Source organism: Mesorhizobium sp. USDA 3734 (assembly GCF_056279665.1).
In genome coordinates this window covers 4,634,733-4,652,163 of sequence record NZ_JBWCCW010000001.1, presented here as the reverse complement: position 1 = coordinate 4,652,163, position 17,431 = coordinate 4,634,733, and the positions used below count along the sequence as shown (strand labels likewise).

Sequence of the window (17,431 nt, the reverse complement as noted above, 5' to 3'; positions counted from 1 at the left end):
CGCTTGCCGGCTTCAGCCATCCGTTCAGTGGTCTCGATCATATCCTGGCGATGGTCGCGGTCGGCTTCTGAGCCTTGACGCTGGGCGGTAAAGCCCGATGGATCGTTCCCTTGGCCTTCGTGACGGTTATGGCGGTGGGCGGCGGCCTGGGTATTTATGGCCTCGCTTTTCCAATGGTGGAAACCGGGATCGCGCTGACCGTCGCGCTGCTCGGTCTGCTGGTTGCTTTCGAAGTGAAGGTTTCAACGTCGGTCGCGGCGACGGTGGTTGGAGCATACGCGCTCTTCCATGGCCACGCCCATGGCACCGAACTTCCGGCGATGGCGCATGCGGGCGGCTATGTGGCGGGCTTCATGGCTGCCACGGTCATCCTGCATCTTACCGGTTTCGGGCTGGCCTTGTTGAGGTTCGGCAACGCCCAGCGAATTGCCGCGCGGACCGCCGGCGTGGCCATTGCCCTTGCCGGTGCAGTCCAGCTGGCTGGCTGAACTTCTCCCAGGGCCCGCGGCTCCCGATTTCATAAGATCTGGGACGACGGAGGAGGAGCATCATGTGCATCGGCATTCCCATGCGGGTCGTCGCCGGCAATGAGTTCGTCGCGCACTGCGAGCGACATGGCCGGATATCCTCGATCTCCCTCATGCTGGTCGGCCCACAACCGCCGGGAACCTACCTACTCACCCATCTCGGCTCCGCCATCCGGGTGCTGGACGCCGACGAGGCCCGCGCCATCGACAACGCACTCGCGGGTCTTGCTGAAGCTGTCGAGGGGAGGGCTTTCGACGCCCTATTTGCCGATCTCACCTCGCGCGAGCCGGAACTGCCGCCGCATCTGCGTAGCGAGTGAGAAGAAAATTTCCAAAGGGGAAGGACTTTCCATCTAGGCCGTAGTGACGATTTAACATCTGAGCCAGATAGCGATAGCTGCGAGTTTAACGAAGCCCATGAAGTTTGCCAGCAGCTTGTCGTAGCGGGTTGCGACACGGCGGAACTGCTTGTGCAAAGAAGCGCTCGATGAGGTGAGTGTCGTAGGGACGCTGGACCTTGCGGCCGCGCTTCGGTGGGATGACGGATTTCAGTTCCCGTTTCAGCGATCTTTTCGTGCAGGTGATCGGCGTCATAGCCCTTGTCGGCGATCGTGGCACCAGCCTCGAAGCCATCGACGAGATCATGGGCAAAGGCGATATCGTTGCGCTGTCCGGGGCTGGCGATCAGGCGAACCGGTAGCCCGAGCGCATCGCCGGCTGCATGAATCTTGGTGCTCACTTTCCCAAGTCTGGCACGCCGCTTGCTTATCATTTCCTTTGAATGCTTTGCATCGTGATTTGTGGAGGAGACTATGCCATCTGTCCTGGTCCGCGCCCTGAGCGAGCGGGCGCGCCTGCCCCTCATCGACGAGACGAACATCGATGCCTTCCTCGCTCCGGCGGCGGGTGAACCCGACAATGCCGTGCTATTCTTCACCGGCGATCCGTCGCAGCGGCCGGAAGCCGATGACGTCGCCGTCGTCCTCCCGCATATCCTCCAGGCCTTCCAAGGCCGCTTGCGCGGCGCCGTGGTCCTCCGCACGGCCGCAGACAAGCTAAAGGCCCGCTTTAACGTCGTTGTGATGCCGAGCCTCGCCGTGACTCGTCGAGACCAACCGGTCGGCGTGCTGGGCAAGATCCGCGACTGGTCCGAATATGTCGAGAAGATCAGTGCCTGGCTCGCGCCCGACGCGCCGGTCATGGTGCCCTCGGGCGGACCGAAGGTCGAGATCACCCATGCCGGCAAGGAGATCGTGCGATGAAGGCCGGACTCTGGGTCGCCCCCGAGGGCGAGGATGCGGCGATGACGGTGATGCCGATCGGCGCCGAGGCGCCGCTGCGTGCCCGCAAGCTCAATTTCCTCGCCACCAGCAGCGCCGAGGAAATGATCCGCCGATGTCGGCGGACGGCGATGCTCCTGCCGGAACTCGCTGACGCGCTCGCCGTTCAGAAGGCCGACCGGCCGGGCCGGTTATTCGACATCACCGATTTCCCCGACGACGACAAGGAACTGATCGCCCAGACTCTCGGCGTGGGCGAGGTCGCCGGCGTCGCGGCATTGGCGAACGGCATCACGGCCCAGATCCAGGAGGCGGTGATGGCTGGCGTCTGGCGCGTCCGTTTCACCGACGGTGAGGGCCGGATCATTGCCGACTATGTCGAGGTCGCGAGCATTCCCGCCGCTGTCAAACAGGCGTGCTCGGCGCTGCCGGAGTCGATCAGCCACGGGCCGGCGCCGACCGGCGCCATGAACGTCATGCCCGTGCTGACCGAGATCGGTGATCGCATCGCCCGTTACAGCGACGGTGATCCGGGCCATATCATCACCTTCTCGCTCTTCCCGATGAGCCCGGAGGACATGGCCTTCCTGCAGGAAACGCTGGGTGCCGGGCCGGTGCAGCTCACCTCGCGCGGCTATGGCACCTGCCGCATCGTGGTGACCGGCGCGCGCAATGTCTGGTCGGTTCAGTTCTACAACGCCATGGACACGATCATCCTCGATACGTTGGAGATCTGCGACATTCCCTTGGTCGCGATCGCCGCCGAGGATGATTTCCGCGACTCCGAGGCGAGGCTGCGTGAGATCGAGGAGGCCTATTTCAAATGAGCGCCTTCGAGAATTTCGGCAAGCGCGAGACCGTGTCGGACGACGACCAGATGGAATGCGGTATCTGCTGGCATGTCTATGATCCCGCTGAGGGTGACCCGGTCTGGCAGATTGCTCCGGGGACGTCGTTTGCAGACCTGCCGGAAGACTGGCGCTGCCCAAATTGCGATGCGCTGCAATCGAAGTTCATGAGGCTAGGTGATGGACGCTGACGTCGCAGAGAGGGCCGAGATCGATCCCGCGCAGGCGCTCGGCCGGCGGCTCGAGGCCTGCTACCGGCACATTTACGCGACCGCCATGGCCGATGTGCCGATCTGCAATCCCGCGCTTGGCATTGCCTCGACCGGTTTTCGGACTTACGGCGGTCGTGCGTTCGGCATCGTGACTACACCATGGTTCATGAATCTCGTGGCAGCGGATCTGCCGCAGGGCCCTTCCTCCGCCCCAGCTGCCACCGGTACGACCTTCCGTGTCGGCTTGCCGGCGGGTGAGGTCGCGTTCATTGCCGGTGAACTCGATGCGATTGACCGTGTCGATTCCTGCTCGCTGTTTTCGCCGGTCTTCGAGTTCGCGACGATGGAGGCTGCCCTCGAAACAGCGGACGAAGCGGCCCGGGCCTTCTTTGATCCTGCCACGCTCGAACCGCCGCCCGCCCCGCCCGCGGCGGTCAACCGGCGTGACCTGTTGGGCGGGCATTTCCGCAGGCGCGAGGAGGCGTCGGAATGACATTCCTTCTCGGGGCAGGCACGATAAGGATCGATGTAACCGTGTGGCGCGCGCTTGCCTGTTCCGTCGCGGTGAAGGCGAACCGCCCGCAGGGGCTGACGCGCATGTTCGTCGGCCGCAGGCCCGAAGAGGCGTCCCCTCTTGCCGGTCAAGTCTTTTCGCTCTGCGGTTTTGCGCAATCCGTAGCGGCGCGGCTCGCCGTCCTGAATGCAGCGGATATGGCGATCAAGGTGGACGAACGGATCGGCTCCGGGGCCGGATTGCTCGCCGAGCGGATTTTCGAAACCTTGCGGGCGCTCATCCTCCATTGGCCATGCCCCCTGCCGGGATCGCTCGGCGCAACCGCCGGTAGACATCTCCGCGAAGCGCTCGCCGCCTCGCAAGCAATCATCGCCGCGGCCAAGGCCGGGCAAATCGACAGGGCACATTTGGCGGCCGCCGCTGCGCGGCTATCTGCGGCGGCCAGTAAGCTCGGCATCCCGAGGCAGGGCGATACACCTTTGCCGGAATCAGCCTGTGCCGCGATGTTGCAGGATATAGGCGACGATCGGGTCTTCAATGGCCGGCGGCCCGATCCACTGACCATTAATGACGATCCGGAAGTCATCGCCCGGCTTTGCGCTGAGCCCGGCTATGCAAGCCTGCCGCATCTCCAAGGCCGCGTCGCGGAGACGGGCGCTTATGCCCGGCTCGCCGCCGATGGCGTGGAGGCTTCTCATCTGGTCCAACGACTGGTAGCCCGCATCAACGACGTGCGCCTCTGCCTCAAACGACTGACGGTTCTCGCAGCAACCGGCAAGCACGACGGAACATCACTCGCCTGCGGCGGGACCTCGCCGGGCGCCGGTGGCTACGGTGCTGTGGAATGCGCGCGTGGCCGGCTCTATCATCAGGCCGAGATCGGCGGTGACGGCAGGCTTTCGTCCTATCGCATCCTCGCCCCGACCGAATGGAATTTTCATCCCGCCGGCCCCTTCGTCGAGACACTGCTGTCGTCACCCGTCGGGACCGATGAGGCCGCCGTGAGATCGGTGTCGCGGCTCGCGGTCCTGTTCGATCCCTGCGTGGCCTTTGAGGTCAATGTTCGCGAGGCCGCACATGCATGAAATGTCGCTGATGGAGAGTGTGATCGAGATCGTCTGCGACACGGCGCGGCAGAACTGCGCGACACGCGTGAAGTCGGTCCGGCTCGACGTGGGCGTGCTGAGCCACGTCGAACCGGCTGCGCTGATGTTCTGTTATGCGGCCGTGCGACACGGCACGATTGCGGACGAGGCGACGCTCGAGATCAACCGCATTGCCGGCGAGGGCTGGTGTTTTGACTGCGGCAAGACGGTCGCCTTGGAGGAGCGGTTCGGCGCCTGCCCGGACTGCGGACGGCATCGGGTCCAGATGACGGCAGGCGACGAATTGAAGATCAGGGATATGGAGGTGAGATGATGTGCACGGTATGCGGTTGCGGGACTTCTTCCGTCGAGGGTGAAAAGCACGAAGAGCGCGGGCACCGTCACAGCCATGACCATCATCACGACCACGACGACCACCACCATGGCGATGGCGGGCATAATCATCACCATGCCGCGGACTGCAGCGACCATTATGGCAAGGGGATCGCCGGCGTCAATGTACCAGGCATGAGCCAGGAGCGGATCATCCAGGTGGAGAGAGACATCCTCTCCAAGAACGACGCCTATGCGGAAGAGAACCGGCGATATTTTGAGCGCCAGGGCATCTTTGCGCTCAACTTCGTCTCCAGCCCCGGCTCGGGCAAGACCAGCCTGCTGGTCCGCACGATCGATGACCTAAAGGACCGCCTCACGATCTCGGTTATCGAAGGTGACCAGCAGACCTCGAACGACGCGGCCCGGATCCGCGAGACCGGCGCCCGCGCCATCCAGATCAACACGGGCAAGGGCTGCCACCTCGACGCCCACATGGTGGGCCACGCGGCTGAGGATCTCGCGCTCGAACCAGGCTCTGCGCTCTTCATAGAGAATGTCGGCAACCTCGTCTGTCCCGCCGCCTTCGATCTCGGCGAGGCCCACAAGGTTGTGGTGCTGTCAGTCACCGAAGGCGAGGACAAGCCGCTCAAATATCCCAACATGTTCGCCGCCGCCGAACTGATGATCCTCAACAAGGCCGACCTGCTGCCGCATCTCGATTTCAATGTCGGCCTCTGCATCGCCAACGCCCTGCGCGTCAATCCGCGCCTCCAGACGCTGACGGTCTCCGCCCGCACGGGAGAGGGCATGGAAGCCTTCTATGCGTGGCTCGAGGCATCCGCCGCCCACCGGGCCGCGTGACCGAAGGTGGCATGAACCATGGCGAGGGCGCTCGCACCACCGATCGAAAACCCGATCCGGCGACTCCGGCTCCGGGTGCGCGGCGCCGTGCAGGGCGTCGGGTTCCGGCCCTTCGCCTACAGGCTCGCGCGGACTATGCGGCTATCTGGCTTCGTGCTGAACGACAGTGCCGGCGTGCTGATAGAGATCGAGGGTCCGGATGCGGGCCGCTTTCCCGACGCGATCCGGACCCAGGCCCCGCCGCTCGCCCGCATCGACTCGATCCACGTGCTCGAACTCTGGCCAGCCGGTGGCGAGGGGTTCGAGATACTCAAGAGCCTTGGCGGCAAGAGCGCGACCCGGATCGGCGCGGATGCCGCGACCTGCGCCGAATGCCGGTGTGAGCTGACCGATCCCGCGAGCCGCTTCTTCGGTTATCCCTTCGTCAACTGCACCCATTGCGGCCCGCGCTTCACCATCACTCGCGCGCTGCCCTATGACCGGACGCAGACCTCGATGGCATCGTTTCCGATGTGCCGTGCCTGTGCCTCGGACTATATCGATCCGGAGAACCGGCGCTTCCATGCCGAGCCGGTCGCCTGCCCCGATTGCGGCCCGAGTCTCAGCCATTCGATCGCGGAGATTGCGGCGCGGCTCGAAGGCGGCGCCATCGTCGCGCTCAAGGGCATCGGCGGTTTCCACCTGCTCTGCAACGCCCGCGACGATGCAGCGATCGATCTCCTCCGGCTGCGCAAGGCTCGTGACCAGAAGCCGTTTGCCGTCATGGTCGCCGGCATCGAGGCGGCGCGGCAGTTCGCACGACTGAGCGAAGCCGAAGAAGCCTTGCTGGCCTCGCCCGCGAGCCCGATCGTGTTGGTCGAGGCACATGCCGGTGCGCTCTCTAAGCTCATCGCGCCCGGCCTCGCGCGGATTGGGCTGATGCTCGCCTATGCTCCACTGCATCATGTGCTGCTCGACGAACTCGCCTGCCATTCGCCGCACCGACCTGCAGCGCTGGTCGCGACCAGCGCCAATCCCGGTGGTGAGCCCCTTGTGGGCGACAACGCCGACGCCGCGCGCCGCCTTGCCGCGATTGCGGATCTGATCGTCACCCATGATCGCGACATCACCGTCCGCGCCGACGACTCCGTCATGCAGGTCATCGATGGCGCCCCCGCGTTCATCCGTCGCGCCCGCGGCTTCGTGCCCGAGCCCGTCGATCTCGGCGAGGATGGACCTGCGGTGATCGCGACCGGCGCCGACCTCAAGAACACTATCTGCGTCACACGTGGGCGCGAGGCCTTTCTCTCGCAGCATATAGGCGGCCTCAATAATGCCGAGGCGATCCGTTTCCAGCGCGAGGCGATCACCCATCTCTGTTCGATCCTGGACGTGAAGCCGGAATTCGCGGCCTCGGACCTGCATCCGGATTTCCGTTCGGTGCGGATGGCAGAGAGCCTGGGCCTGCCGGTAGTGGCAGTCCAGCATCATGTCGCCCATGTCGCGGCCGTGGTGGCGGAGCATCGGCTTTCCGGCCCGGTTCTCGGGCTTGCGCTCGATGGCCACGGTTTCGGCGCCGATGGCACGAGTTGGGGGGGCGAAATGCTCATCGCCGATGAGGGTCATTGGCGCCGAGCGGGATCGCTTACATCGCTGCCGCTGCCTGGTGGCGACCGCGCGGCGCGTGAGCCTTGGCGCATGGGGGTGGCAGCCCTGCAGGAGGCCGGATGCCTTGATTTCGCGTCGCAGCTCTGGCCAGGTCATCCGGGTGTTGCGCAGCTCACGGCGATGTTCGAACGCGGTATGCAGCCGTCCCGGACAACCAGCCTCGGCAGGCTCTTCGATGCCGCCGCGGCGATAGCAGCCATTCGTCTCGTCCAGAGCTACGAAGGGCAGGCGGCGATGGAGCTCGAGGCCCTGGTCCGGGTGCCGCGCTGTCTCTCCGACGGCTATGCAATTCGGGACGAGGTGCTCGATTTCCGGCCGCTCATCCTGCATCTTGCGCGGGAAGGACTGAGCGGCGCGGACGCGGCCGATCTCTTTCACGGTACGCTGATCGCGGGACTTGCGGAATGGGCCGCGAGGGAAGCGGCACTCCTCGGCATCCCGGAGGTCGCGCTCGGCGGCGGATGCTTGATGAATCGGGTCCTTGCGGCCGGACTTGCGCAAGCGCTTCGGGAGCGCGGTCTCAGAGCTTATTTGCCACGTCTCGCGCCGGCCAATGACGGCGGCATCGCGCTCGGCCAAGCCGCTCATGCGCGGCAGGTCATCATGAACGAGAACGCATCAGCGGAGGAGAGCCGGACATGTGCCTAGCGATACCGGTCCAGGTCAAGGAAGTACTGCCCGACAACATGGCCAAGGTCACGCTCGACGGCGTATCGAAGATCGTTTCGACCGCGCTGATCGACGATGTCCGGCCGGGCGACTATCTCGTCCTTCATGTCGGCTATGCGCTCGCGAAGATCGATCCGGAGGAGGCGGAAAGGACGCTCGCCCTCATCCGCGAAGCTGCTGCCATGGGAGATGCGGCATGAAATATATCGACGAATATCGCGACGGCAGGCTTGCCAAGGATTTCGCCCGGCAGATCGCGGCTCTCGCCGATCCGGGGCGTTCCTATCACTTCATGGAGTTCTGCGGCGGCCATACGCATGCTATTTCCCGCTATGGTCTCGAGGACCTGCTGCCGGCCAATGTGCGCATGATCCACGGACCCGGCTGTCCCGTCTGCGTGCTGCCGATCGGCCGTATCGATGCGGCAATCGCGCTCGCCATGCGGCCGGAGATCACGCTCTGCACCTATGGCGACCTGATGCGCGTGCCGGACTCGAACGGATCGAGCCTCTTGAAGGCCAAGGCGGCCGGCGCCGATATCCGCATGGTTTATTCGACGCTCGATGCGCTCAGGATCGCCGAGGCCGAGCTCGAACGCGAAGTGGTGTTCTTTGCCATCGGCTTCGAGACCACGACGCCACCGACCGCGCTCGCGCTCAAGGCGGCGATAGCCAAGGGGCTCGGCAATTTCTCGATCTTCTGCAATCACGTGCTGACGCCGGCGGCGATCCAGAACATTCTGGAAAGCCCTGACGTTCGCAAGCTCGGCACGATCAAGATCGACGGTTTCGTCGGTCCTGCGCACGTCTCGACGGTCATCGGCACCGAACCTTACGAATTCTTCGCCGGGGAATTCCAGAAGCCGGTGGTGGTGGCGGGCTTCGAGCCGCTCGACGTCATCCAGGCGATCCTGATGCTGGTGCGCCAGGTCAATGACGGCAGGCACGAGGTCGAGAACCAGTATATCCGCGCGGTGACCGCGCTCGGCAACGAAAAGGCCCAGGCCGAGGTGGCGAATTTCTTCGAGCTGCGCGAGAGCTTCGAATGGCGCGGTCTCGGCGAAGTGCCCTATGGCGCGCTGCGGCTTCGGCCGCAATATGTGGTCTACGACGCCGAGAAGCGCTTTTCGATGGTAACGCCCGCCGCGAAGGACAACCCGGCCTGCGCATGCGGCGCGATCCTGCGCGGCGTCAAGAGGCCGGCCGACTGCAAGCTGTTCGGCACGGTCTGCACGCCCGATACACCGATGGGCTCCTGCATGGTGTCGTCGGAGGGCGCCTGCGCCGCGCACTGGACCTATGGCCGCTTCCGCGAGAAGGCGCGGCAGGTGGATGTCGGGAGGGCGGTCGCATGAACATGATGATCAAGGCCTACAGGCGCAAGCTCGATGTAGCGAACGACCGTGTCGACCTTTCGCACGGGGCCGGCGGGCGCGCCATGGGCCAGTTGATCGAGGGCATTTTCCACAAGGCTTTCGACAATGACTGGCTGAGGGCGGGCAACGACCAGTCGGCCTTTTCGGTGCCTGGCGGGCGGATGGTGATGACCACGGATGGCTACGTCGTTTCGCCGCTTTTCTTCCCCGGCGGCAATATCGGCACCCTCGCCGTGCACGGCACGATCAACGACATCGCCATGGCGGGCGCGGTACCGCTCTATCTGTCGGCAAGCTTCATCATCGAGGAGGGTTTTCCGTTCGCCGATCTCGAGCGCATCGCCCAGAGCATGGGCGCCGCCTCGCGCGAGGCCGGCGTGCCGATCATCACCGGCGACACCAAGGTCGTCGAGCGCTGCAAGGCCGACGGTGTCTTCATCTCGACCGCCGGCGTCGGCATGGTTCCGGACGGGCTCGATCTCCAGTCGGACGCCGCCCGGCCCGGTGATGCGGTGATCATTTCCGGCTCGATCGGAGACCATGGCGTCGCCGTGATGTCGAAACGCGAAAACCTGGAATTCGACACCGACATCGCGTCCGACAGCGCGGCCTTGCACGGGCTGGTAGCAGACATGATCGCGGCTGGCGGGGCGCATATCCGGCTAATGCGCGATCCGACGCGCGGCGGCATCGCCGCGACGCTGAACGAGATCGCCAGCCAGTCGCGGGTCGGCTTCCGAATCGACGAAGACAAGATCCCGCTCAAACCGGAAGTGGCTGCAGCCTGCGAGTTCCTCGGCCTCGATCCGCTCAATGTCGCCAATGAAGGGAAACTGGTAGCAGTCGTGGCGCCGGAGGGCGCTAACGCCGTGCTCGCGACGATGCGCGCGCATCCGCTTGGCCGTGAGGCGGCGCTGGTCGGCCACGTCGTGGCCGACGACAACTGCTTTGTCCAGATGACGACCTCGTTTGGCGGCGGCCGGATTGTCGACTGGCTGTCGGGCGAACAACTGCCCCGGATCTGCTAAGAGAGGGTGATGCGCATCCTGCTTCTCTGCCACGATTTCAACTCGCTCTCCCAGCGCCTGCATGTCGACCTGAGACGGGCTGGTCACGAAGTGACGGTCGAGCTCGACATCCATGACGACTTCACTCGCGAGCCGGTCGTTCTCTTTTCGCCGGACCTCGTGATCGCGCCCTTCCTCAATCGGCCGATCCCGACCGATGTCTGGCGCGGAACGCTCTGCCTGATCGTCCATCCGGGCATCCGTGGCGATCGCGGCCCGAGCGCCCTCGTGCTGGGCGATCCTCGACGGCGAAGCGACCTGGGGCGTCACACTGATCGAGGCTCGGGAGGAAATGGATGCGGGGCCCGTCTGGCTTGGGCGGAATTTCCGATGCGCCCCGCTCGGAAGTCGAGCCTCTACTGACATGAAGTGACCCAGGCTGCCGTAGCCTGCGTCTTCGAAGCGATCGGCCGCATCGAGCGCAGGGAAGGGGCGGCGCTGCCGGCGAACTGGGGCAGAGGGTGCGAGCGACCCGCCTGCCGGAGGTCCGACCGTATCCTCGACCCGACCCGACACTCGGCCGAGGAAGCGCTACGCATCATCCGGGCGTCGGACGGAGATCCCGGCTCTACGATGACGATCGCCGGACAGACTTTCCTGGTGTTTGACGCTGAGCGTGCGGAAGGATTTCCGGGGCCTGCCGGCGCGCTCATCGGCCATTCGCGGAAGCTGGGAAGAACCGGAACAGTCAAGCGCAAAAATGGAATTTTGGTGCTCAAGCTTGATTATGTCGGCGACTTTTGGATGTCTTTGGCGCCCCTGAAGGACCTGCGTCAGCGCTTTGCGCATGCCCACATTACGCTGGTGGTCGGAAGCTGGAACATCGATACTGCAAAACAGTTCGACCTCGCCGACGATTACGTTGCTTTTGATTTTTTTCATCGCGACCCAACGGTCAAAACGCGCAAAAAAGCGGCCGACATAAGGCCGCTGCTGACCGGAGAGTTTGATCTTGCCATTGATATGCGTGTTCCGGATGAGACAAGGCCGATTTTGCTGGAAGTCCCAGCCAGGCATCGTGCAGCGATAGTTGATCGTCACGGCATGCAGCAGATCGATATTGCGATAGCGCCATTCAATCTGAAATTACGCAGAACCATCTTCTACAAGCTCGCCCAAAAAATAAGGATCGCCGACAAATTCCCTCGCAGATGGCTTGATTGGTCCGTTGACCGCAAGCAGGTACGTCTCCAGCATGTGTCGGAAATCCTCCTCTTTCTGGTCGCGAAGGCAGCGGCCTGTTTCGACGGCGAAGGGCAAGCGGGTCACCGCCAGAGTTCAACGAAAAGCAAGGCCCCGATCGTCGTGGCCCCGTTCTCGAATTCCAGCCTTCGAGATTGGCCGCTTGCAAATTTCGGCAAACTTGCCGCTGCCCTTTCTGCCCGTGGTGAGGTGGTCTCGTCGGCCGTGGCGAAAGCCGGGAGCGCTTGAGGAGGTCGCGATGACAGCTCGCGACCGTGGAGCCGTGGAGATCCGAACGGCAGTCGACTTGTCAGAATTGGAATTCAATCATCTCATCGAAGCGGCCGCGCTCGTGGTGTCGAACAATTCAGGCGCTGGACATGTCGCTGCCCAGCTTGGCCGCCCTACCATCGGCATTTTCACCGCGTCACACCTGCCGGAAATTTGGGGGTTTCGAGGTCCCCTGGTCAGCATGCTTATGAGCGTTATTGAATGTCGCGGATGTGGTCTGGACAAGGTGCGGCCTGTCCGATCAAAGTGCGCTGCAAGTTCGACATCACGCCCGACCTCGTGATTGCCGAGGTAAACGCTTTGATGGATCATTGTAAGAGACGGGATAAACTTATTGTGGCTCGCGGGTGGTGCGACCAGCACGATCGCGCGCCAGGAGGCAGCTTAGGGCCTGTGTCATAAACACGGCCGGTCGATTTACTCCATCTTGTGGGGCGGCAGACTAGACGGTCGTGGTAGCGATCGCCTGTCGACCGAGTTGTTCGATATCCGACATACTAGCCGACTGAGCGAGGCCTTGGACATTGCCATAGCCAGATGTGGACCATCTAAATCCCGATCGCAGCCACCCAAGGCAACAGGTTGCCTCGACGGATTTTCGGCCGCTGTCAGGTTGCGTGTCCTCCAATCCCCAACAGTCTGCCCTTGTTTCGAAGACGGGCACACGCCTGCGGCGATGCAGCACTGCGTGAAAGGTCCCCCACGTTGTCGCGCCGCTGTTTGGCACGGCACTTGCGCCCGGGGGGCAGCAGCGTTCGACCGGAGCGCCGCCCGGGAGAAGCCTTGAAGCGAGGAAGAGCCCGCCCCGATCCGGTCAGGGAAAGCGACGGTGTTAGCTCCACAAGTCCACAGCGCGGATCCCGCGCCCCGCAAGGCCTTCTACGCCCCGCTCTATGTGCAGGTGCTCACTGCCATCTCCCTCGGTGTCGCAGTTGGCTATTTCTATCCGGGGACCGGAGAGGCTCTGAAGCCGCTCGGCGATGCGTTCATCAAGCTGGTGAAGATGATCATCGCACCTGTCATCTTCCTGACAATTGCGACCGGGATCGCCGGCATGAACGACCTCAAGAAGGTTGGCCGGGTCGCCGGCAAGGCGATGATCTATTTCGTCACCTTCTCGAGCCTCGCATTGATCGTCGGTCTCATTGTCGGCAATGTCGTTCAGCCTGGGGCCGGCCTCGACATCGATCCGGCCTCGCTCGATGGCCAGGCCGTGATGGGCTATGCGGCAAAGGCCCACGAGCAGTCGGTGACCGGCTTCCTGATGAACATCATCCCGTCGACGATCGTTGGTGCGTTCGCCGAAGGCGACATCCTGCAGGTCCTGTTCTTCTCGGTTCTGTTCGGCATCGCTCTGGCGATGGTCGGGGACACGGGCAAGCCTGTGCTTTCCTTGCTTCAGGCGCTCCTCGCGCCGGTGTTCAAGCTGGTCGGCATCCTGATGCAAGCCGCGCCTGTTGAAGGGGCGGGCGCCAGGCGTTCGGTCCTGGGCCTGGTCATCCCGGCCGGACATTTTTTCAATCGAGAGGGCATCAATATCTACATGACGTTGCCCGCCCTGTTCATCGCCCAGGCGACGCACACGCATCTGTCGATCGGCGGTCGGATCCTGCTGCTGTTCGTCGCCTTGCTCCCTTCGAAGGGAACAATTCGCATCACCGATGCAGGCGTCGTCACGTTCGCTGCAATGCTCTTTGTCGTTCCGACCGTCCCGGGTGCCGGCGTGGCGCTTATTCTTCGCGTCGACCACTTTATATCGGAGTGCCGTGTGCTGGCGATCTTTCTCCGCAACGCAGTGGGAACGCTCATTGCCGCACGGTACAGAGCGAGCCGGATAAAGGAGGTTTGTCAGAGGCTCTCACGAGCGAGTCCTTCGGCGCTCTGGCGTTGGAAGCTCAGGTCGCCGGGCGTGACGAACGGCGGCCGCTGCTGGTCAACTCACGCGAACGCCGCTCGGCGATTGGGGTCGGCTCGTCGGAGCGAAGGCGACATGGAGGAACCGCCAGATGGCGCCGGCACCGACACTTATTTGCTCCCCACGACTGCCGATACTGGCGGAACTGCGGGTCAAGCGGTCCAAAGCAACGACCAACTTTTTCGCCAACGGGCCAGCCATCGCTGCCCTGCCGTTCACTGCTGATTGGAGCCCTACCCATGCCGAAGCCAAATGCCGCCGTGATCGCTCTCTTAGCCCTCGCCGTGTCCGTGCTGGGGGCGCTAATGCAAAATCGACATCCCCTCGGGAACCTGCAACTGCCGGAAGGCCGTCGCCTGCTCGCGGCGGACTGGCGGATACTCATTCCGCAGCATCGCGACGCCCTCCTCAACGACCCCGCCTCGCCGATCGCCGGCAATCCGCAAGGCGACGTTACCATCGTCTCATTCCTCGACTACAACTGTCCGCACTGCGAGCGAATGGACCTCATTCTCCAGCAAGCCGTCGAGCATGATCCCAATCTGAGGATTGTGCGTAAACAGTTCCCGGTCCTGGGACCGCCTTCCCAATTCGCCGCGCGCGCGGCGCTCGCCTCTCGCAAACAGGGAAAATATGACGAGTTCAATCGCGCCCTTTTTGCTTTCCGCGGCCCAGCCAATCAAAGGACCACTCTAGCCGTTGCGGCAAGCGTGGGCCTCGATGTTGAGCAGCTCAAGCGGGACATGCAAGACCCGGCCATCACCGACGCCATCGCACGCGATCACGCACTCGCCAACGACCTGTTCATCACCGGCCCGCCGGCGTTGGTGGTCGGCGACCAAGTGCTAGTCGGGGTGGTCGAGATGGCCGGGCTGCAACGCTGCATCGCTGATGTGCGCGCAAAGGCTAAGATTCAGTCTTCCACAGCTGCAAAATCGGTATTTTGACCGCATCAACTGCTCTCGAGGACCAGAATCCTGAGCGCCCGCGCGCCTGAAGGCGCGCGCCGGGTGCTCGTGCACCGAGCCCGCTTTTCTTCGACAGGCTCAGGCGGTCTCGGCCATCCGGCTTCGCCCCCTGACGCGGGCAGCCTGTCGGCTGCTGACGGTCGCCGGCCAGTTGGCCGGCGTCGATTTTGTGGTGGCCTTCCCCGGTGGCGCGGGTGGGCGGCACTCCCTTCTAGGCCAGCCGCGGCACCCCGCAACCCTCCGCCTGCGGCTCCGGGTCCTCCTCTTCGTTCCGGTCCTTCGGATGCGGTCGGCCTTCTACGGCAGGCCTTTCCGGTCGCTTTCGCCGCCCACCCCGCTTCCGGGGGAGGGCGCGCGATTAGCGAACGGAGGACCAGACAATGCGTGCAAACAACAAGCGTTCCGGCAGCCGAGCGGCTGGCGCACGCAAGCGCGGGCGCTCAGGCGCCAGCCTTTATCAGGAGATCACAGACCGCATCGTTGCCGAACTGCAGCGAGGCACCGTGCCGTGGGTCAAGCCCTGGGGCAGGGCAAAGGCAGGCCTTGGCCTGCCCAGGAATGCAGCCACCCAGCGCCGCTATTCCGGCATCAATATCCTGATCCTGTGGGGCGCCGTCATCGAGCGCTCATACCCCAGCCAGAACTGGCTCACCTTCCGGCAGGCGCTTGCCCTTGGCGGCAATGTCAGGAAGGGCGAGCGCGGCACGACCATCGTTCACGCTGACCGCTTCGTTCCCAAGGACGAAAAGGAACGCGCCAAGGTCGATGGCGACGAACCGCAGGCCGTGCCTTTTTTGAAGCGCTTTACCGTCTTCAATGTCGCGCAGTGCGATAATCTGCCCGACCATCTCCACGCCGCCGACGAGCCGCTGCCGGCGCGCGAAATCGTTCCGCAGGCCGAGCAACTTATTCTCAGAAGCGGTGCGGATTTCCGTATCGGTGGCGATCGCGCTTTCTACATGCCCGGCAGCGACACCATCCACGTGCCGCCCCAGCCAGCTTTCTTCCAACAGATCGACTATTACCGGACCTGCTTTCACGAGCTTGGCCACTGGACCGGCCACCCGGCGAGACTCGCGCGCGACCTGTCAGGCTCGTTCGGCTCCAGGACTTATGCGCGCGAGGAACTGGTCGCCGAAATCACCGCCGCCTTCGTCTGCTCCAGTCTCGGCATTGAGCCGACCGTGCGCCATTCCGATTACATCGGCTCATGGCTGACGGTTCTGCGCGAGGACAATCGCGCCATTTTCCGCGCCGCCAGCCATGCCTCGAAAGCCGCCGATTTCCTGCTTGGTCTCAATGCCGACGTCGAAGGTGAGGCGCATGCCGATATCGCCGCATGAGCGCGCTCAATCGCCATGCGCGACCGCCTTGCGCTTTTGAGGCGCGCCGATGCCCCGCGCGGCGCAGAAGCCGCTCGTATCCGCCTGTTTCAAAAAGCCGCCCTCAATCAGCCCGAACCGTTTTGAAGGAATTCCGCAATGATCCTGATCACCGATGAACTGCGCGCCCGTCTCCTCGCCAATGGCGTTGCCGACACAGAAACCGACCACGCACCTGTCGTGAAACTGTTCGATCCGACCGGGCCCGCGACCTGGCTTCTAACCGAACTCGATGCCGACGGCGACACGCTGTTCGGCCTTTGCGACCTCGGCTTCGGCTTCCCTGAACTCGGCAGCGTCAGCCTTGCCGAACTCGAAAGCGTCAAGGGGCCGCTCGGACTGGGCATCGAGCGCGATCTTCATTTCAAAGCGCGTTTTCCGCTGGCCGTTTATGCGAAGGCCGCGCGTAGCGCCGGCCAGATCACCGAAGCCGAGCGGCTTCTGCGGCAGGCAGCGGAACCACTTGCCAAATCCCATTCCGAGCTTCCGCCCGACGCTGCGGAACAGCGCCGCTAGAGCAAAACCGTCCCGCCGCATCGACCTTCGGCCTTCCCGGCGGGACACTCGCACCCCAAACGAGGGAGAAAGACCATGCAGCTGCCCATATTCCACTTGACCGACTGAACATGTCCGCGCTCAACATGCGCCACGCAAAACGCGCCGCCTATCGCCGACATCCTCCCGTCCGTTCGCGCGCGGCGTCCTCGTGCCGCTTCTGGTGCGGCCCAACGGCTCGCCGGAAGTTTAGAGATCGTGCAGGACGGCGACGCTATTTCGCAGCGAAATCGCTCCCCGACGAGCGCGGCGAGGCCCGATCCTTTGCCCGCGCCATCATGGACTGGCGACGCCGCCGCCCTCGAAACCTCGTTGATCGAGGTCATCGGCTGGCGGCGGCTTCGCGGTAGCCGCCGCGCTGGCACTGTACCACGGTCGCACTGGCTGCATGGCATCGCGCAGCAAAATCCAGGCCGGGAAACTGCTTAATGCCTTGGATCGATCAGCCCGCCGGATGCCTGCTCTGGCGCCCGACCTGCGGGCACAGTCTCGATCGGCATGGGCACGGCATCAGCGGCAGGCCTTGTCAATTCCCCGCCCTCCAGCCTGGCTGCAGCGACCGCGCTTTCCACGATCGATCTCCATGCTCTCTTCAAGGACCATTCCCCTGCGGCTGGCTTGTGACCTATGGGCGGATCCGGCCGCCCGAAACCCTCGCCAATCAGCTTTTTTCCCCGCCGCCTGCGGCGGCTTCCTCGCGCCGCTTCGCTTCAAAAA

19 protein-coding genes and 2 pseudogenes are annotated in these 17,431 nt (G+C 63.8%); 20 read left to right on the top strand and 1 reads right to left on the bottom strand.

All coding sequences use genetic code 11. The features are described 5' to 3' along the window. Positions 1-26: 26 nt before the first annotated feature. Positions 27-488: pseudogene (gene hupE, locus ACZ89F_RS22525) on the top strand (nickel permease HupE); the annotation flags it as partial. Positions 489-550: 62 nt separating this feature from the next. Beyond that, entirely contained in the window at positions 551-847 is a 297-nt protein-coding gene (locus ACZ89F_RS22520; protein WP_354464701.1) for a HypC/HybG/HupF family hydrogenase formation chaperone, read from the top strand. Between the two features lie 51 nt (positions 848-898). Here ACZ89F_RS22520 and ACZ89F_RS22515 read toward each other — a convergent pair. After that, a pseudogene (locus ACZ89F_RS22515) lies at positions 899-1,299 on the bottom strand (transposase). A gap of 40 nt (positions 1,300-1,339) precedes the next feature. Between ACZ89F_RS22515 and ACZ89F_RS22510 the strand changes: the two are divergent. From ACZ89F_RS22510 to ACZ89F_RS22425, 18 genes are all read left to right on the top strand, one after another. Further along, positions 1,340-1,789: a hydrogenase accessory protein gene (locus ACZ89F_RS22510; protein ID WP_476094288.1), complete on the top strand. Its 450-nt coding sequence runs from the start codon at positions 1,340-1,342 to the stop codon at positions 1,787-1,789. Further along, a complete protein-coding gene (locus ACZ89F_RS22505) occupies positions 1,786-2,634 on the top strand; it encodes a hydrogenase expression/formation protein (protein WP_476094287.1) in 849 nt (282 codons plus the stop codon). The genes ACZ89F_RS22510 and ACZ89F_RS22505 overlap by 4 nt, the downstream gene beginning before the upstream one ends. Beyond that, positions 2,631-2,846: a rubredoxin gene (locus ACZ89F_RS22500; protein WP_095494259.1), complete on the top strand. Its 216-nt coding sequence runs from the start codon at positions 2,631-2,633 to the stop codon at positions 2,844-2,846. Before ACZ89F_RS22505 ends, ACZ89F_RS22500 begins: the two co-directional genes overlap by 4 nt. After that, positions 2,836-3,360, top strand: coding sequence for a [NiFe]-hydrogenase assembly chaperone HybE (gene hybE / locus ACZ89F_RS22495; protein WP_476094285.1), 525 nt, complete (start codon positions 2,836-2,838; stop codon positions 3,358-3,360). The genes ACZ89F_RS22500 and hybE overlap by 11 nt, the downstream gene beginning before the upstream one ends. A 41-nt stretch (positions 3,361-3,401) precedes the next feature. Next, the gene (locus ACZ89F_RS22490) at positions 3,402-4,466 is read left to right on the top strand and encodes a nickel-dependent hydrogenase large subunit (protein ID WP_476094283.1); all 1,065 of its coding nucleotides are present in this window, start codon (positions 3,402-3,404) and stop codon (positions 4,464-4,466) included. After that, complete coding sequence (hypA, locus tag ACZ89F_RS22485) at positions 4,459-4,800, top strand: hydrogenase maturation nickel metallochaperone HypA (protein ID WP_476094281.1); 342 nt, start codon at positions 4,459-4,461, stop codon at positions 4,798-4,800. Before ACZ89F_RS22490 ends, hypA begins: the two co-directional genes overlap by 8 nt. Further along, positions 4,800-5,663: a hydrogenase nickel incorporation protein HypB gene (hypB, locus tag ACZ89F_RS22480; protein ID WP_476097339.1), complete on the top strand. Its 864-nt coding sequence runs from the start codon at positions 4,800-4,802 to the stop codon at positions 5,661-5,663. Before hypA ends, hypB begins: the two co-directional genes overlap by 1 nt. A gap of 18 nt (positions 5,664-5,681) precedes the next feature. Next, on the top strand, positions 5,682-7,958 hold the full coding sequence (hypF, locus tag ACZ89F_RS22475; RefSeq protein WP_476094279.1) for a carbamoyltransferase HypF: 2,277 nt from the start codon (positions 5,682-5,684) through the stop codon (positions 7,956-7,958). Beyond that, complete coding sequence (locus tag ACZ89F_RS22470; RefSeq protein WP_022718985.1) at positions 7,949-8,179, top strand: HypC/HybG/HupF family hydrogenase formation chaperone; 231 nt, start codon at positions 7,949-7,951, stop codon at positions 8,177-8,179. The genes hypF and ACZ89F_RS22470 overlap by 10 nt, the downstream gene beginning before the upstream one ends. Next, positions 8,176-9,333, top strand: coding sequence for a hydrogenase formation protein HypD (hypD, locus tag ACZ89F_RS22465; protein ID WP_476094277.1), 1,158 nt, complete (start codon positions 8,176-8,178; stop codon positions 9,331-9,333). Before ACZ89F_RS22470 ends, hypD begins: the two co-directional genes overlap by 4 nt. Next, on the top strand, positions 9,330-10,382 hold the full coding sequence (gene hypE, locus ACZ89F_RS22460; protein ID WP_476094275.1) for a hydrogenase expression/formation protein HypE: 1,053 nt from the start codon (positions 9,330-9,332) through the stop codon (positions 10,380-10,382). Before hypD ends, hypE begins: the two co-directional genes overlap by 4 nt. A gap of 9 nt (positions 10,383-10,391) precedes the next feature. After that, the gene (locus ACZ89F_RS22455; protein ID WP_476094274.1) at positions 10,392-10,784 is read left to right on the top strand and encodes a formyl transferase; all 393 of its coding nucleotides are present in this window, start codon (positions 10,392-10,394) and stop codon (positions 10,782-10,784) included. Between the two features lie 6 nt (positions 10,785-10,790). After that, on the top strand, positions 10,791-11,852 hold the full coding sequence (locus ACZ89F_RS22450) for a hypothetical protein (RefSeq protein ID WP_476094272.1): 1,062 nt from the start codon (positions 10,791-10,793) through the stop codon (positions 11,850-11,852). A gap of 10 nt (positions 11,853-11,862) precedes the next feature. Continuing rightward, a complete protein-coding gene (locus ACZ89F_RS22445) occupies positions 11,863-12,177 on the top strand; it encodes a glycosyltransferase family 9 protein (RefSeq protein WP_476094270.1) in 315 nt (104 codons plus the stop codon). Positions 12,178-12,723: 546 nt separating this feature from the next. Continuing rightward, positions 12,724-14,034, top strand: coding sequence for a cation:dicarboxylate symporter family transporter (locus tag ACZ89F_RS22440; RefSeq protein WP_476094269.1), 1,311 nt, complete (start codon positions 12,724-12,726; stop codon positions 14,032-14,034). Between the two features lie 14 nt (positions 14,035-14,048). Then, positions 14,049-14,756, top strand: a complete 708-nt coding sequence (locus tag ACZ89F_RS22435) for a DsbA family protein (RefSeq protein WP_476094267.1) — start codon at positions 14,049-14,051, stop codon at positions 14,754-14,756. A gap of 401 nt (positions 14,757-15,157) precedes the next feature. After that, positions 15,158-16,120, top strand: coding sequence for an ArdC family protein (locus ACZ89F_RS22430; protein ID WP_476094266.1), 963 nt, complete (start codon positions 15,158-15,160; stop codon positions 16,118-16,120). Positions 16,121-16,258: 138 nt separating this feature from the next. Continuing rightward, positions 16,259-16,675, top strand: a complete 417-nt coding sequence (locus ACZ89F_RS22425) for a DUF2958 domain-containing protein (protein WP_476094264.1) — start codon at positions 16,259-16,261, stop codon at positions 16,673-16,675. The last annotated feature ends 756 nt before the right edge of the window (positions 16,676-17,431 follow it).

Excerpts from the sequence above, each read along its gene's own strand:
- ACZ89F_RS22425 (WP_476094264.1), top strand. The coding sequence starts at position 16,259 with ATGATCCTGATCACCGATGAACTGCGCGCCCGTCTCCTCGCCAATGGC.
- ACZ89F_RS22500 (WP_095494259.1), top strand. The coding sequence starts at position 2,631 with ATGAGCGCCTTCGAGAATTTCGGCAAGCGCGAGACCGTGTCGGACGAC.
- hypE (WP_476094275.1), top strand. The coding sequence starts at position 9,330 with ATGAACATGATGATCAAGGCCTACAGGCGCAAGCTCGATGTAGCGAAC.
- ACZ89F_RS22455 (WP_476094274.1), top strand. The coding sequence starts at position 10,392 with ATGCGCATCCTGCTTCTCTGCCACGATTTCAACTCGCTCTCCCAGCGC.
- ACZ89F_RS22505 (WP_476094287.1), top strand. The coding sequence starts at position 1,786 with ATGAAGGCCGGACTCTGGGTCGCCCCCGAGGGCGAGGATGCGGCGATG.
- ACZ89F_RS22470 (WP_022718985.1), top strand. The coding sequence starts at position 7,949 with ATGTGCCTAGCGATACCGGTCCAGGTCAAGGAAGTACTGCCCGACAAC.
- hypF (WP_476094279.1), top strand. The coding sequence starts at position 5,682 with ATGGCGAGGGCGCTCGCACCACCGATCGAAAACCCGATCCGGCGACTC.
- ACZ89F_RS22445 (WP_476094270.1), top strand. The coding sequence starts at position 11,863 with ATGACAGCTCGCGACCGTGGAGCCGTGGAGATCCGAACGGCAGTCGAC.
- hypD (WP_476094277.1), top strand. The coding sequence starts at position 8,176 with ATGAAATATATCGACGAATATCGCGACGGCAGGCTTGCCAAGGATTTC.
- hypA (WP_476094281.1), top strand. The coding sequence starts at position 4,459 with ATGCATGAAATGTCGCTGATGGAGAGTGTGATCGAGATCGTCTGCGAC.
- hypB (WP_476097339.1), top strand. The coding sequence starts at position 4,800 with ATGTGCACGGTATGCGGTTGCGGGACTTCTTCCGTCGAGGGTGAAAAG.
- ACZ89F_RS22510 (WP_476094288.1), top strand. The coding sequence starts at position 1,340 with ATGCCATCTGTCCTGGTCCGCGCCCTGAGCGAGCGGGCGCGCCTGCCC.
- ACZ89F_RS22435 (WP_476094267.1), top strand. The coding sequence starts at position 14,049 with ATGCCGAAGCCAAATGCCGCCGTGATCGCTCTCTTAGCCCTCGCCGTG.
- ACZ89F_RS22520 (WP_354464701.1), top strand. The coding sequence starts at position 551 with ATGTGCATCGGCATTCCCATGCGGGTCGTCGCCGGCAATGAGTTCGTC.
- ACZ89F_RS22430 (WP_476094266.1), top strand. The coding sequence starts at position 15,158 with ATGCGTGCAAACAACAAGCGTTCCGGCAGCCGAGCGGCTGGCGCACGC.
- hybE (WP_476094285.1), top strand. The coding sequence starts at position 2,836 with ATGGACGCTGACGTCGCAGAGAGGGCCGAGATCGATCCCGCGCAGGCG.